Here is a 16,199-nt window from a genome sequence, read left to right on the forward strand (position 1 = left end):
TATTTAAACTACCAACCTAAGTTTTCTACTAATTTTGGATTTCTGCGCGTATCGTAATTGCCTACTGGCCAGAAGTAATCTCTTGGGGCAATAAAGGTTTGACTGAAGATAAAGCGCTCAACATTATAAGTTGCAGCAGTCTTACCCAGTATATTAAATCCGGTTATATCCTTATTCAGTTCTTCAGCAGCTAGTTTCCAACGTCTCAGGTCCCAAAATCTTTGCCCTTCAAACGCCAGTTCAATTAATCTTTCTCGGTGAATAATTTCTCTGAGTCCTGCCTGGGAGGTGTATTTACCCGGAGTGTTTGAATAGTTGGTCCAGGATTCTACTACGCCTTTTAAACCGGCCCGTTCCCTTATCCTATCAAGATATTGTATAGCAACAGCAGAAGCAGGTTCAGCTTCGTTTAGTGCTTCTGCATACATGAGATAAAGATCCGCCAGTCGAATTTCCGGCCATGGATAACTCTTCCAGGCTGGAGCCTGGTTTTCACCGTTGGTGGTTGACTCCCAGTTTACCAGCTTCTTAATAAAATATCCAGTATGGTTCCAATTAGTAAAGTGACCAAATCCGGATGTTTCAGTGTTTTTTGCCTGAACGTAAAACTGATTGTTGATATCATCTTTTTGAGCACTTGCATCCTTCATATACCATATTCCACCATCAAATCCTAGGTCGGCATAAAACCTGTTCTCTCTGTCGAAATTTAATCTAGCAGTCTGATATCCTTGCTCTATATTAAAACGGTCGCTTGAACCAGCTGTCCTAATTTCGGTGTAATTGTTGAAACTAAGAGTTTTATCTTCTTCAATGGGCACACCATTTTTGGTATAAAAAATCTTAGCGATTTTTATCGGTGCGGCCCAAACCCCCATTAGTTGAGCCCTGTTGGTATTTCTACCTCTTGCCAAAGCAGGCATACAAAGAGCCTCATTAACAAAGTAGCTATTGGAAAGCCCCCAAATAACTTCAGGATTCCAACGATCGGTTAATGCATTCCTGATGCTCAATTGCCTTTTAGTAGTATCACTCAACTTAAGCCCAGCTTCACTAAATTGATATAGAGCGGCCCCATTAGCTTCTGCTGCAACAATGGCGGCTTTTGCTGCGTCCCGGGCCTTCTCCCATTTTACTTTATCATAAGTAGAATTAAATAAAGCCACTCCATCTTTGTCCTTGAAGCCAGCGTAGTCTGGATTTCCATTAAATAAAGGGCTGGCCGCAAGAAGCCACAATTTGGCTTTAACTGCTAATACAATCGTTTTATCGATACGTCCAAGTTCCGTATTCTCCTGGGTTATTGTAACTGGAACTTTGTCTACACACTGATCCAGAAGATCTGACACATAATTTACTACATCATCTACAGGCATTCGTTTGTAATACAATTCATCGGCGGAAGCATCTTCTGGCGTATTTTCGTCGATAATTGGCACAGGGCCGTACATTCTTAATAAGTAATAATGATAGAATGCCTTTAAAAACATTGCCTCGCCAATCCATCGCTCACGCTCAGTCAAAGTGATATCAGGCACCTTACTCATATCCTTCATGTTTTCTATGAAAATGTTACAATGACGGATTCCCATGAAGATTTTAAGGTGCCAGTTAAAATCACCGTTCCCCTTTCTGTTCCCACTCCATTCGTCAAATAATGGTTGATTTGCATTTTGCTGCCCTTGAGCTATCCGGAAGGCATTATGCCAGTGTGCAAGATCATTTTGTGGCAGCCACATTTCATCCCCTGCAAACATCCCGGCATTAAACCATCCGTCACCGTGCTTAGGAAGGAACGAATAGCATGTAAAGAGATATTTTTCAGCCTCATTCCGAATCTTAAAGGCATGCTTTATCTCGGAGGTATTATCCGGCACTACATCCAAAAATTTTGAACAGGAGATATTTGCCGCTGAAACCGTAAGAAAAAAAGCTCCGGTAGCCAGTACTTTTTTAAAAGAGGAAGAACATATTCTATTCCACCAGCCGTTTTCAGAATTTTTATTATATTTTTTGAGGAACTTATTTTCCATATTACCTAACATTATTATAGATTCACTTGAAGCCCTAAGCTATATATTGATTGAACGGGATAACCAAGGCCGTTTCCTCCCATTTCAACATCCCACATTTTGAATTTGCTCCACACAAATAAGTTGGTTGCGGAGAAGTATAATCTGGCGCTTTTCACAGCGATCTTTTTCATATTTGAAAAGCTGTAACCCATATCCACCTGTTTTAAGCGGACGAAACTTCCGTTACGCAACCACCATGTAGACGCCTGATTGTTATTGGCGTTATACTCTGCACTTAAACGGGGCCAGAAAGCATAAATATTTCTGTTGGTTTCAGACCAATGATCATCCGCAATCGTTTGAAGCAAACCGGACTGGTAGCCCCCTGAAGTGACGAATGGTTGGATGGCTCCCGGATTTATCAAAAAAGAAGAACGTGCTGATCCCTGGAAGTAGAAATTGACGTCCAACTTTTTGTAGCCCAGCGATGAACCAAATCCGTAGATTATCTGAGGTTGTCTGGGATATCCTATAGCGACCATATCATCAGGATTTATTACTCCGTCATTATTGATATCCCGGTACTTGATGTCGCCAGCTCTCACTGCCACCCGATTATTAGGATCTACTTGCTGGACCGGTGAGTTTGCTACCTCTGCATCGTCTATAAAAAGTCTTTCCGCAATGTATCCGAAACCCTGGTTAATCGGGTACCCGATTCTGGACAAATGAGAAAGAGAGTTATTATAAGCGATCTCATCAACTTTCAACTGCTTGCTTGAAGAGAAGGTGAAAGTTCCTCTTGTATTCATCCAGAAACTTTTACTGAAATTTTTCCGGTAGGCAAGAGAAAGGTCTATTCCTTTCACTTCAGCCTCACCTGAGTTCGCATAGGGAGAAACTCCTAAGCCTGAGGCATTATCTATACTTTGAATGGTCTGAAGAATCTGACTTCTTTTTTGCTTAAATACCTCTGCGACGATATCCACGCTATTAAAAAGAGTCATATCCATACCAAGGTTCAATTGTTTCGACTTCTCCCAGGTAATAGTGGAATTTGCGTACCGGTTAATACTTATTCCATTTCTGAAATACGTTGCGGCACCATCATTTCTTCCAAAACTTGCTCCGTAACCTCCGTTATTCAAATTAACATCTGACAAATAGAAAAAGCGATCGCCGGCAGGACCAATTGCATCATTTCCGACAACCCCATAAGTAGCGCGTAATTTCAGGTTATTGATTGCCGACTTTAGAGGCGCAAAAAATTTCTCATTTGAAATCCGGTAGCCTAATCCAGCCGACGGAAAGAATCCGAAACGATGCGATTTATCGAAACGCTCAGATCCGTTGAAGCCGAAATTAAACTCCGCCATGTAACGATTGTCATAACCATAGGTAAAGCGACCCGATAAACCGGCGTTGCGCGCCGGAAGGGAACCGATCAGGCCTCCGCTATTACCTTCATAATTGGACATGTAACCCGTCAACATTCCACTAACGGCATTTTTCACCTTAAAAGTCCGATCATAGGTCAAGCTACCCTCCAGCCAAAGCCTTGAGTCAATTGAGCTTCCGCTGGGTGAGTAATCCAGGTATTCCCGTCCCGTTGGTCCGATGGAACTCTCCCCGCCATCATTTAAGGCACTTAACTGATAAGACTGATTTGTCGGGTCGATAACAGCCTGATAATAGAATGGTACATACTGGCGGTTAACGCTGAAATGCGATACTCTCCTTAAATAGCCCATAGCTCTCGCGTTTAAACCCGGAGTTATCATACTAAAGTCCTGTTTGATCTCGAGTTGAGGTGCAAGATTTGAAGTTTTATACACCTGGTATCCCCTCACCATCTCCGCATAAGGATTTACATAAAGCGAGGGATTAAGAGTACCGTTCAGGTTTCTGGTTCTGGATGATCCGAAAAGTGGATGCTCAATGTAGGGAAGCATTGACTCAGGATAAAGAGCCGGGAACATTACGGGATTTGCATATAGGGCATTTGAGAAAGTTGTTTCTCCACCACTTCTCATTCTCCAGGTCTGGTTAGGATCTGGCGTACCAATAGGACCGTTGTAATCATCGAACTGTCCATACATCCTTACTATTACTACTGTGGACTTCGTAACATTAAAATCTACATTGGACCTGATGGAGTAATTGTTGAGCCGCACATTATTATTAAAGTTATTGATAGCATCAACCTTTAGTATGCCATTATCCCGGTTGAATGTTCCACCGATAAAATATCTTGCACGGGTGGCTCCACCATTGATGTTCAGGTTATAACTTTGATTTGAAGTATAATCTTTAATCAGCCGGTCAGTCCAGTTATTATTAGGGAAAAGATTAGGGTCTGCTCCCGCTACGGTGTTAATAATTTTAAACTGAGAATAAGGTTCCGAAGCAAGAGGATCTCTCGTAACCACGGCTTCATTTGCCAGGTTCATGTAGTTGATATTATCAGCCAGCTGGAAATTTTGAGTGTTGGTTGAAATTTTGTTCTCCACCCTGAAATTAAAGGTTGGAGTTCCACTCTTACCCAGTTTCGTGTTGATTAGAACAACTCCATTTGCTCCTCTTGCCCCATAAATTGAAGCAGCCGCCGCATCTTTCAGGACGGAGAAATCTGCAATATCATCTGTCTGCAAACGGGCCATGTCGGTTGGACTGGATTCTATACCGTCAATAAGGATCAGGGGATCCACCTTTCCCGAACCAAAAGAGGAAAGTCCACGAATAAAGAAAGAGGAATTGTCAGTTCCCAATCCAGGCTCTCCACTTGCCTGAAAGGATATGATACCTGCTACCTTTCCGGCCAATGCATTGGTTAAATTGGAACTGGCAGTTTTCATCTCCTTTACATCAACAGTTGTAATTGAACTGACGAGACTCGCTTTCTTCTGCTTACCCCCAAAGCCTGTAATCGCAACCTCTTCCAGTGTTGTGTTATCAGAACTTAATAGAACATTCAGTTCGATTACTCCATTGTTTACTTTTCTTTCCCGAAGATTAATTAAGCGGCTTTTAAAGCCGACAAAGGAAAATGAAAGGGTTGCATTTCTCTCTGCAACCAGTTTGAATCTTCCCACCGGATCCGAAGTTGCTCCTTTTGCCGAGCCGACAACCTTCACTGCAACACCCGGCAAACCGCTGACAGTATCGCGAACCACCCCTTCAACTGTTACCTGTTCCTGCGCTAGACTGCTTTTACTTCCCAGCAGCAGAAGAAGAAGAACAAGCTGGACTCCTCTTCTTTTAATAATTTCAAGTAGTTTTTTATTCATATAATTACTTTTAGAGCTTTTCATAACTAGGACTAGTTTTCGATCTCCTGAATTCTTTCGTTTTAGCTACGATTCTGTAGTCTGCCTTTACATTCTTTACTTTGATCATTATTCACATTAAATAATTGGTTGTTTGATTTTCTGCATCTGTTATCGCAGCATCCTGAAAAGATGCCGGATTAAGTGTACCCATGACACTTGATTAAGACCGTGTTATTTAACTCATTGGCGTCATTTTATTTAGATTCTTTGATTAGTTATTAATAATTGGTTGAAAGCTTATTAATTTCCGTCTTACGGTTAGAATAATATTATTTGATGATGCAATAGAAACTGCCTCTACAATACTTTACAGTCTTGCCATTTTTCCTATAAATCCCCCAAAGTAGTATCATCTAAAACATTACTCCATCTCCCCTTTTCGGGCTCCCTCTCTAAATACGGAGCCTTTATTTTTATTAACCTTGATTCAGTTGATTAGTCCTAACAGATACAATATTAAGGGGGAAAGGGGGACATTTGTAGGGGAGAAAGCTTCAGATTAAAGGGGGGGAAATGTCTTTTTCAAGCTTAGATCCACACGGAAAGGCCCTTTCATATTATAATAACAGGAAATGAACTTCAAAACTTAGAGCGCTTTCAATGCAGGATTAGAAATATCCAATCCGAAAAAAGCTTCACACTCAATAAAATGACTCTGCTAGCTTAAAAGATATACAATAAATGAAACAACTAATGGAGAACCTTTTACTCCTAAAAGGAACGCCTTTATAGGAAAACTTAAAATATTACAGCTACAGCGTGCCCGGCATTTCCCTGCTCGCCCTAATATTTCACACAAACAATGGGCAGAAGATGTCCTTATACTCGACAAGAAGAAGATGGAGAAAAAAGATTTAGGCTTAAGAAAAGTAATCGGAGTTATTCCTCCGACAAAATCTGCGGAGTTTCCTATAGGAGAACAGCACTGGTTAGCAGCCGGCGAACCGGCTGCTGAAATTAAACAGATATGAGGTTTTCTAATCGGGTGCCATCACTTAAGACAGCGGGATAAACTTTAAGTTCTTTCCCAAACTCGTTTTTATACCTTGGCCTTACTTCTGCTATGACATCGTCCACCCTTCCTGAGGATATAAGATTAATTGTACATCCGCCAAAGCCTCCTCCCATCATACGAGCTCCCATTACATAGGAATTACCTACTGCAAAATCGACAAGAAAATCGCACTCTTTACAGCTAACCTCATACAAATGCTTCAATCCGTGATGTGTTTCGAACATTCGACCTCCCAGAGCAGCGTAGTTGTTTCGCTCAAGGTCCCCACAAGCCGATTTAAGCCTTGTCATCTCTTCCACTACATACAGACATCGGTTATACACCAGTGGGTTAGAAAGCTTAAGGTACTTATCCAGCATTTCATCTGTAACATCTGCTAAATCTTTAACAGCAGGCTCGTTCTGCTTTATAATATCAATACCCCGCTGACATTCGCTCCTTCTGTCATTATATGCAGATGAGATCAGATGATGCTTAACCCCCGTATCAAATAAAACGATACTGACTTCAGAGCTATTGAAAGGAATATATTCAAACTCGTTGGTTTTACAGTTTAACTTAATCAAATGATCCTTTTTACCGTGAAGGCTCGCAAATTGATCCATCAAACCACATTTTACACCAACGAAGTCGTGCTCAGCAGCTTGAGCAAGCTTTGCTAGTTCAATTTTAGACAGACCCAGGTCGAAAACCTCATTCAGGGCGAAAGCAGTTGCGCAGGTGACTGCGGCAGAGGAGGACATTCCTGCGGCCAGTGGTATATCGCCTCCAAGTACAATATTTACCCCACACAGCAGTACCCCTCTTTTTTTCAACTCATTAAGAACCCCCAGAATATAATTGGGCCAGAGTTTCCAGGCTGATGTTAATCCATCAAGGGAGGTAACGTAATGGTCCCCGTAATCGGCTGCAAAAATATTTACATCCATATCAGGCCTCAGACCTATAGCCAGAAACACATTCTTTTCGATCGCCCCTGGTAGTACGTACCCCATATTGTAATCGGTATGTTCCCCAATCAGGTTTATCCGTCCCGGGGACCGAACAACCAAGGGTTCATCTTTATGGAGTTCTCTAAATTTTTCTACAACTTTTTTTAATTTACTCATTTCAACTTCATTGAATTGACCTTTACATTCTACTACAGCCAGCGGATATCACTCCTATTTCAGGTAAAAACTTGAATGGTACAAACCTTATCAGCTTTTCTTTTACGGCGTATAAGGAGCCCCTAAAACCAGTTTATCCCCCTTTAAGGTCACTTCAAACAGTTTGGGAATTCGAACAAAATGGCCATTCACATTCTTATGGCTGTGCAAAGACATTAATTGTTTGCCTGAAAATGTTTTAAATAACATCCCGTGTCCATAGTTAAGAGGGGTTATTGGTTCTTTCTCCTGAAGCCACGGACCATCCAAAGTCCCACTTTGAGAATAAGCAACACCTTGTGTGTAAAATTCGTCAATCCAACTAGTCCAAAGCATTCCTAATCGTCCAGTTGATGTCCTGAACAGGAATGGTCCGTCTGTTACTTTGCTTTTGCGATCCTTTCCGTCCTCCAGTTCATGGCTCCATGGCGACTCACTTGCACGAAATAATAGTTTGGCTTCTCCGACAGATCCGCTTAAATCCCGCTTCAATTCAATTTTCTCGATTGTACCGTCATAGTTCTGCAGCCACTCGTAGCAGTAGACCATGTAAGGCTTTTTATCTTTATCAATCCAGAAAGTTCCATCAAGAGTGGGTTTACCGGCAGGTAGATAGGTTGAGTCTTTCATTGGGACATAGGGTCCATCAGCTTTATCGCTTACAAGTACATGGCTCGCTCTACGCTCAATTGGAATTCCTCTAACCGTATCGATAAAGACCTTTTTGTTTGTAAAAGTCGCGAAGTAGTAGTATTTCCCTTTGTACTGCCAGATTTCCGCAGCCCAGATTTCCGGTTTAGGCCCCATCCAGCTATTTGAATCAGTCCGGGTTATTTGAAAGGGTCCTTCCCACAGCTTCAGATCTGAGCTCTTCCAGAGCCTCCCCCCCGTTCCCGTCATATAATACATTTTTGTCTTTGCGTCGGCAAGTATAAAAGGGTCGCTTAATCGGATAGAATCAAGTGGGATATTCTTTCTCACTATTCTTCCTTGAGCAAAAGCCGTCTGAGTCGAAAAAGCAATCGTACACAGCAATAGGGCAATCCAGGTTTTATGCATGTTATTATCGTTTATAATTTTTGGTTTGAAATAATTTCGAAGGATTTTTTTATGCCAGGCTTATACTAATTCCTGTTTGAACTCATCTCCTAACTCTGATAATTAATTAAAAGTTATTCCTGATATGAAATTGATCAAAATTATTTAAATCTGTAAATTCACATGGGGGTGAAATTGTCATAAATAAGGGGGGAACATATATAAAATCAGTTAAACTGATTCCCCAAATGCGTTATATCCGCGAAAGATGCTTTCTTTGGCTGAATATGTAAAACTGCAGCAGATTTGCTTCTTGTCAGTATTAAAGGTTGTAATGGTAAAATAAACTTCCGACTATACCTGCGGTCAAAAAAGCGTGAATTTTACACTTAATTTTTAAACTTAATACATTTAACGATATTTGCGGCTTCAAACAACCTCATAGACAAATAACTCCAACCAGTTATCCCGGTACTTAGAAAGGTATTCCTATTCATGAAGAAAATTAAAGTTCTGCTTAACTTACTGATTGTGTCCCAGGTATTGCTACTGAATGTTTACGGGCAACCGCTGAACATAAAATTCAAGCACCTTACTGCCGACAGGGGGCTATCGAGCAACAGGATAACTTGTATATTCCGGGACACAAAGGATTTTTTATGGGTTGGTACCGAAATGGGGCTGAACAAGTTTGATGGATATCAGGTTACGCCGTATTTGAAGGATGAAACCAAAAATAGTAGTCTGAGTGATAACAGCGTGCGTTCCATTGTCGAGGATTCCCAGCATAACTTATGGGTCGGAACTAAAAATGGTCTTAACTTTTATAATAGGGCCAGCAACTCTTTTACCAGGTATCAAAACAAAGCCAGCGATCCTAATAGCATCAGCAGTAATTCTATAATCTCGATGCACCTGGACAGAAAAGGGAATTTATGGATACTGGCAGGGGGCAATTGTTTAAACCTTTGGAATCCTCAAAAGAAACGCTTCACCCGTTACTTCTTCAGTCCCCCTGTTGAAAGGTCATTCTTTGCGGCTTCATCTATCGGGGAGGATTCAAGAGGTAATATCTGGGTTAGCTGCTATGGAGACGATTTATATTGCTTAAAACCAGGGACAAAAAAATTTCAGAGCTATAAACTGGGACTTGAATCCGAAGAAAAAACGCTCAATAACATTTATGTTGATAAAAAGGATAAAGTTTGGGTAGGAACACGGGGAGCTGGTTTACATCTTTTCAACCCCATTTCGAAAACTACAGAACACTTTCCAGTAAATAAAAAAGGAACCGGCACCAATAAAAGCCTTATTCACTGGATAATCGGCGACGACGATAAACACTTACTGATAGCAGTAGATCAGGGAGGCCTGAATCGACTTAATGTGGAGACAAGGAAATTTACTTACCTTGAAGAAAATGCCTTAGATCCTGAGGGGCTGAATACCAATGGAGTTTGGACACTATTTAAAGACAAAGAAGGAATATTATGGGTTGGTACTGCAAACGGCGGAGTCAATTACTATAATCCCAAGGAATACAGGTTCGGCCTTTACCGGGTAGGCACCACCAATGAATATCCCAGTTCTAATACTATCGATGGTTTTCTGGAAGATTCTAAAGGTAAGATCTGGATTACTACCGATAACGGGTTAAACTCCTTTAATCCAAATTCAGGGACTTTTTCCTATTATAAGCACGATCCGGCGAACCCGCGAAGCATCAGTGTAAACTCGTTGCGCAATGCAGAGGAAGACCTTGATGGAAATATCTGGGTTGGAACCTGGGACGGGGGATTAAACCGCTTTAATCCCACAACCGCTACGTTTGATCGATTCTACCCAAATACCGGTAGTAAACCTTTTAATGTATCAGGCCGGCATATCTGGTATATCAAAAGAGATCATAAAGGTCTGCTTTGGTTATCAACCCTATACGTAGGGATAGATGTACTCGATCCCAAAAAAGGAATTCTTAAACGGTTTAAAAAGGATCTTAAAAATCCCTACGGCTTAGGCTCTGACATTGTGCAGTTGATTGCTGAAGACAGACAGAAAAACATTTGGGCCTGTACCTCTGAAGGGCTTTACCGCTACGACAATAGAGTAGATGGATTCATCGGATATAAGCACTTCCCGGACAACGACATTCGGGCTTTCATTCAGGACAGGAAGGGTACTTATTGGGTTGGTTCTGCCAATAAAGGACTTTTTGCCTTTAATCACCAGGGCAGGGTAACCAGAACCTTCGATACTGGTAACGGTCTGGCAAATAATCAGGTTCATGCTATCGTCGAAGACAATGCGGGAAAACTTTGGATATCTACAAATTCAGGATTAAGCCGTCTTGATCCTTCCGACGGAACAATTCGTAATTTTTATGTAGGTGATGGACTGCAGGGGAATCAGTTCTTCGGGCAAAGCTTCCTGAAGACCAGGAATGGTGAAATTTATTTTGGTGGGTACAATGGATTCAACTTTTTCAAACCGGAAAACCTGAAGAACAACAATTACAACAGCCCTGTTTACATTACAGACCTACAGATCTTTAATAAATCGGTGAATCCGGAAACTCCGGACTCCCCTCTCGAACAGCAAATAACAGAGACAGAACAAATAACACTTACGGCAAAGCAGTCCATGTTTTCATTAAGCTTCGCTGCAACCAATTATACCTTTTCTGCCAACACCCAGTATGCATACAAATTAGAAGGCTTTGATAAGGAATGGAACTATGTTGGCAATAAGCGGAGTGCCACCTTTACGAACCTGGATGCGGGCGATTATCGCTTTCTGGTCAAAGCATCCAACAATGATGGCATCTGGAATAATAAATATGCTGCTCTTCGAATAACAGTGCTCCCGCCCTGGTACCAAACATGGTATGCCTATCTGTTCTATATCTGCTTCTGTGTTGCACTTATATACCTGTATTTACGATATCGGATACGCGAAGCAAAGTTAGACTTCGAAATTAAAACCGCTCATTTTGAAGCTGAAAAAGAGAAGGAATTACACCGTAAAAAAGTTGACTTTTTCACCAGTATCTCACATGAATTCAGGTCTCCGCTTACACTGATCATAAATCCTCTGAAGGAGATGTTATATGACGAGAGTAAAGAGCTAAACGCTGGTAAATTAACCGTGGTATACCGCAATGCTCGGCGGCTACTTAGCCTGGTCGACCAGTTACTTCTATTCAGGAAATCCGAAAATGAAATGGAGCAGCTGAAAGTTTCGTGCTTAAACATTTCCAGAGTATGTGAGGAAGTACATCTCTGCTTTACGAATCAGGCCCGTTTACAGAATATCCAGCTTGAATTCCATTCGGACCAGGAAGAAATAGAGCTGTTTGCAGATCGCGAGAAGATTGAAATTATTCTTTTTAATCTAATATCTAATGCCTTAAAATTCACTCCACCAAAAGGTAAAGTAGTTTTAAGCGTTTCAGAAAGTGAAAATCAGGTTGAAATTAAGGTAGCAGACACGGGTTCCGGTATTCCGGAATATGTTGGTGATAAACTTTTTGAACAGTTTTATCAGGTTAACAATCAAAACGCTATATCCAAGCGCGGATTTGGAATTGGTTTATATCTTGTAAAAAGCTTTATCGAGGCCCATAAGGGGAGCGTAAGCTACTCGAGTGAGGAAAATAAGGGAACTGAATTCAAACTTGCCTTCCCAAAAGGAAAAGAACATTTTCACGGGGGAACTATCATTGAAGAAGAGCCCCAGGAGTCCGTTGTGCTGGATGAACTTATTGAAGACAGACAGAACGAGCTGGATGGAAAGGACGAAGATTTCGGCCAAAATGAGAAGAACACCGAACTCTATTCAGAAATTAAAACCATCCTGATTATTGATGACAATAGTCAAATCAGAAAATATATCAAGCAATTATTTGATGGTGAATTTGAAGTACTGGAAGCTGACAATGGTGCAACCGGGCTGGAAATGATCAGAGAGGTAATGCCTGACATCGTAATAAGTGATGTTATGATGCAGGGACTAAGTGGTATTGAGCTTTGCAGCCGGGTAAAAGAAGATCCTGCAATGAGTCATATCCCGATTGTTCTGCTTACGGCAAGTTCTTCTGCCGAGGTAAAGCTAAAAGGAATAGAGTGCGGTGCGGAGGATTTTATCAGCAAGCCTTTTGAAAAGGAGATCCTTATCGCAAGGATTGGTGGAATTCTAAAAAGCCGTAACAACCTGCAGAACTACTTTTATAATAAGATCACACTCCGGCCGGACAATTCCAAAATATCGGGCGAATACAAGGATTTTTTAGAGAAGTGTATCCAGATCGTTGAGGCCCATATTGCTGATGAAGATTTTCGTGTGACTACACTTTCTGAAAAGATCGGGATGAGCAGGACAAACCTTTATCTGCGGATCCGGTCTATCTCCGGTCAGTCGGGTATCAGTTTCATTCGGTCTATCAGATTAAGGAAGGCTGCTGAAATTTTTGTTACTACTGAATATAATATTTCAGAAGTTGCTTACATGGTGGGAATGAAAGACGTTAAGTATTTCAGGGAACAATTCAATAAGTTGTTTGGTATGAACCCTTCGGAATATATAAAAAGGTACCGGAAGCAGTTTAATCAGAACCATACCATCAAGAAAAAATAATCGAAAAGGACAAAGCCACGGGTAATATTCATAAAATACTGGGAACGTTTGATAGGTACTTTCAATTTTTGAGAACCATTGATTTTCACCTGACCACCAGCCCTTCTTAAGCGAGCTTACAATCGTCATTATTCAGCTGAACGCATCTGTAACTTAAAATATTTCTATTCGTAAGAACTGAACTGTATTTGGTTATAGATGAGAGAACTTTCAAGCATTGTTAAGCTATTACTGATCCTTTATAGTTTATTTTCCACCTCCTTTGGCCAGAACATAAATAAAAGATTCAAGCACCTTACCGCTGATGACGGACTGTCAAGTAATCGCATCACCTGTATATTTCGTGACAGCCGTGACTTCCTCTGGATAGGCACGGAGATGGGGCTAAACAAGTATGACAGCTACCTGGTCACACAATACTTACAGAATGAGGACAAAAAAGGTTCTATCAGCGATAATAACATTCAATCAATTTTAGAGGATAAGCAAAAAAATATTTGGGTTGGGACCAAAAACGGTCTTAATCTTTATAGCAAGACCGATAATTCCTTCACCAGCTATAAACATGACCCAAAGGATGCAAGTAGCATTAGCAGTAATTGTATTATCTCCTCCTATCTTGATAAAAAAGGCAACTTATGGGTCCTGGCAGGTGGGAACTGCCTGAATTTATGGGTACCTACAAAGAAAAACTTCATCCGTTATCCATTCAAACCCTCACTTAACGTATCCTATTTTTCCGGTCCATCCATATCAGAAGATCCTAAAGGAAACATCTGGACTACCTGCTATGGTGACAGTATATTTTGCCTGGATATCAAGACCAAAAAGTTCCACTCGTATAATCTGGATTTCGATATCTCAGAGAAAACGCATAACAATCTTTACATAGACAAAAATGGCAAGGTCTGGATAGGGACCAGGGGTGCGGGTCTGCACTTATTCGATCCTATTAGCAAAAAGACAAGGCATTACCCTATCAAAGCTGACGGCACAGGTACGAACAAAGGACTAATACACTGGATCATTCCTGAGGATGACAAGCACCTGCTTCTCGCCGTTGACCTTGGAGGTGTTAACAGGCTGAATATAGAAACAAATCGTTTTGAATATATTGAGAACAGGGAATTTGATAGCGAAGGACTAAACACCAACGGAATATGGTCTTTATATAAAGACAGGGAAGGAATTTTATGGGTAGGTAGTGCAAACGGTGGCGTAAATTACAGTAATCCCAAAGAGTACAAATTTGATCTATACCGGGCAGGTTATTCAAACGCCCATACGAGCTCAAACATTATTGGAGGGTTTCTTGAAGATTCCCGGGGCGATACCTGGGTGGCCACTGAAAACGGACTAAACAGGTTCAATACCTTTAAAAACAAATTCACGTATTTCAAAAACGATCCCTCGGATCCAGAAAGCATTAGTGGAAATGTAATAAGATGCATCGAGGAGGACCTTGACGGGAGCTTGTGGGTAGGAACCTGGGATGCGGGATTGAACTGCTACAATAGAAGGACTAACGAGTTTGAACGGTTTTATCCGGGAAAGAATGATCCTTACAGCATTTCCGGAAGAAATGTCTGGAATATCAAAAGGGATCACCGGGGATTATTATGGCTAGCGATAACCTATGTAGGAATTGACGTACTAGACCCGAAAAAAGGAGTAGTTAAACGATTTAAAAAAGATTCAGAGAGCCCGTACGGACTAGGCTCGGATATTATTTATCTTTTGGTGGAAGACAGTCAAAAGAACATGTGGGCATGTACCGCTGGAGGCTTGTTCCGCTATGATCCGGAAAAAAATGGTTTCAGAGCTTACAGGACTTTTCCTGACAATGATATCCGTGCATTCTTACAGGATAGTAAAGGCAACTACTGGGCAGGTTCAGCGAACAAAGGTATTTTTCTTTTCGATACGAAAGGTACTGTTATTAGAAAGTTCGATACAGGCAATGGACTAGCCAACAATCAGATACACGGATTACTGGAAGATAAATCAGGAAAGCTATGGGTATCTACCAATCTGGGAATTAGCTGTATCGATCCGGGCAATGGAAATATCCGCAATTACTCAAGGGGTGACGGATTGCAGGGAAATCAGTTCTTTATGCAAAGCTTCTATCAAAACAGAAGTGGTAGCATTTTTTTCGGAGGCTTTAATGGTTTCAATATGTTCAAGCCTGAAAATCTCAAAAACAACGATTTTAATCCCCCTGTATATTTAACCGATCTGAAAATCTTTAACAAATCTGTCATTCCCGGGATAAAGGATTCGCCTCTTAAACAGCAGATAAGTGAGGTAAAAGAGATATTTTTATCCTGGAAGCAGAACATGATTTCCTTTAGTTTTGCAGCAATCAACTATACATTTTCTGCTAAAACACAGTACGCTTATAAACTGGAAGGGTTCGATAAGGAATGGCATTTGGTAGGCGACCAGCGTATTGCTAATTTCACGAACCTCTCCCCCGGTAAATATGTATTTCGCGTAAAAGCGGCAAATAATGATGGCTTGTGGAATGAAGATGGAACTTCTGTTAAGATAATAATCCTGCCCCCATTTTGGCTAACGTGGTGGTTTAGAACTCTCGCTGTTCTTTTTGTATTTGCCTCCTTTGCTACATTCTATAAAATTCGAATGCGCATGATCATAGCGCAGAAGAAAGAGCTTGAGCAAAAAGTAAACGAACGAACACAGGAAGTAACAAAACAAGCAGAAGAATTAAGGGTGCAGGCAGATAATCTTCAGGATATGAATGAAGAACTGCAGTCACATGCAGAAGAACTGGAAAGCCAGTCCGAGGAGTTGCATGCGCAGGCTGACAATCTTTTTGAGTTGAACCGGGAATTGGAAAAGCAAAAAGAGGAAGCTGACATTGCAAAGACAGAAGCAGAAAAAGCAAATCAGGCAAAAAGCGTGTTTCTGGCCACGATGAGTCACGAAATAAGGACACCGATGAACGGAGTAATCGGGATGGCCTCCCTGCTTGCCCAAACTCCTTTGGACAATGAAC

The 16,199-nt window shown here is 41.2% G+C and carries 6 protein-coding genes; 2 read left to right on the forward strand and 4 right to left on the reverse strand.

Translation table 11 applies throughout. From position 1 onward, the window contains the following. Positions 1 to 8: 8 nt before the first annotated feature. The 4 genes from J4N25_RS07850 to J4N25_RS07865 form a co-directional block, all read right to left on the reverse strand. The gene (locus J4N25_RS07850; RefSeq protein ID WP_207421585.1) at positions 9 to 2,033 is read right to left on the reverse strand and encodes a RagB/SusD family nutrient uptake outer membrane protein; all 2,025 of its coding nucleotides are present in this window, start codon (positions 2,031 to 2,033) and stop codon (positions 9 to 11) included. Between the two features lie 14 nt (positions 2,034 to 2,047). Continuing rightward, positions 2,048 to 5,302 (reverse strand): SusC/RagA family TonB-linked outer membrane protein, encoded by a 3,255-nt coding sequence (locus tag J4N25_RS07855; RefSeq protein WP_207421586.1) that lies wholly within the window; start codon positions 5,300 to 5,302, stop codon positions 2,048 to 2,050. Between the two features lie 999 nt (positions 5,303 to 6,301). Continuing rightward, positions 6,302 to 7,468, reverse strand: a complete 1,167-nt coding sequence (galK, locus tag J4N25_RS07860) for a galactokinase (protein ID WP_207421587.1) — start codon at positions 7,466 to 7,468, stop codon at positions 6,302 to 6,304. Between the two features lie 102 nt (positions 7,469 to 7,570). Continuing rightward, positions 7,571 to 8,566: a glycoside hydrolase family 43 protein gene (locus J4N25_RS07865; protein WP_207421588.1), complete on the reverse strand. Its 996-nt coding sequence runs from the start codon at positions 8,564 to 8,566 to the stop codon at positions 7,571 to 7,573. Between the two features lie 474 nt (positions 8,567 to 9,040). Here J4N25_RS07865 and J4N25_RS07870 point away from each other — a divergent pair, with 474 nt between their 5' ends. Beyond that, positions 9,041 to 13,177, forward strand: a complete 4,137-nt coding sequence (locus tag J4N25_RS07870; RefSeq protein ID WP_207421589.1) for a hybrid sensor histidine kinase/response regulator transcription factor — start codon at positions 9,041 to 9,043, stop codon at positions 13,175 to 13,177. Positions 13,178 to 13,375: 198 nt separating this feature from the next. Beyond that, positions 13,376 to 16,199 (forward strand): ligand-binding sensor domain-containing protein (locus J4N25_RS07875; protein WP_207421590.1); only part of this gene is annotated, 2,824 nt, incomplete at its 3' end.

The sequence above is a fragment of the Desertivirga brevis genome (assembly GCF_017355835.1).

Bases quoted from the DNA above. Each gene is read 5' to 3' on its own strand.
- J4N25_RS07865 (WP_207421588.1), bottom strand. From the start codon at position 8,566: ATGCATAAAACCTGGATTGCCCTATTGCTGTGTACGATTGCTTTTTCG.
- J4N25_RS07850 (WP_207421585.1), bottom strand. From the start codon at position 2,033: ATGGAAAATAAGTTCCTCAAAAAATATAATAAAAATTCTGAAAACGGC.
- J4N25_RS07855 (WP_207421586.1), bottom strand. From the start codon at position 5,302: ATGAATAAAAAACTACTTGAAATTATTAAAAGAAGAGGAGTCCAGCTT.
- galK (WP_207421587.1), bottom strand. From the start codon at position 7,468: ATGAGTAAATTAAAAAAAGTTGTAGAAAAATTTAGAGAACTCCATAAA.
- J4N25_RS07870 (WP_207421589.1), top strand. From the start codon at position 9,041: ATGAAGAAAATTAAAGTTCTGCTTAACTTACTGATTGTGTCCCAGGTA.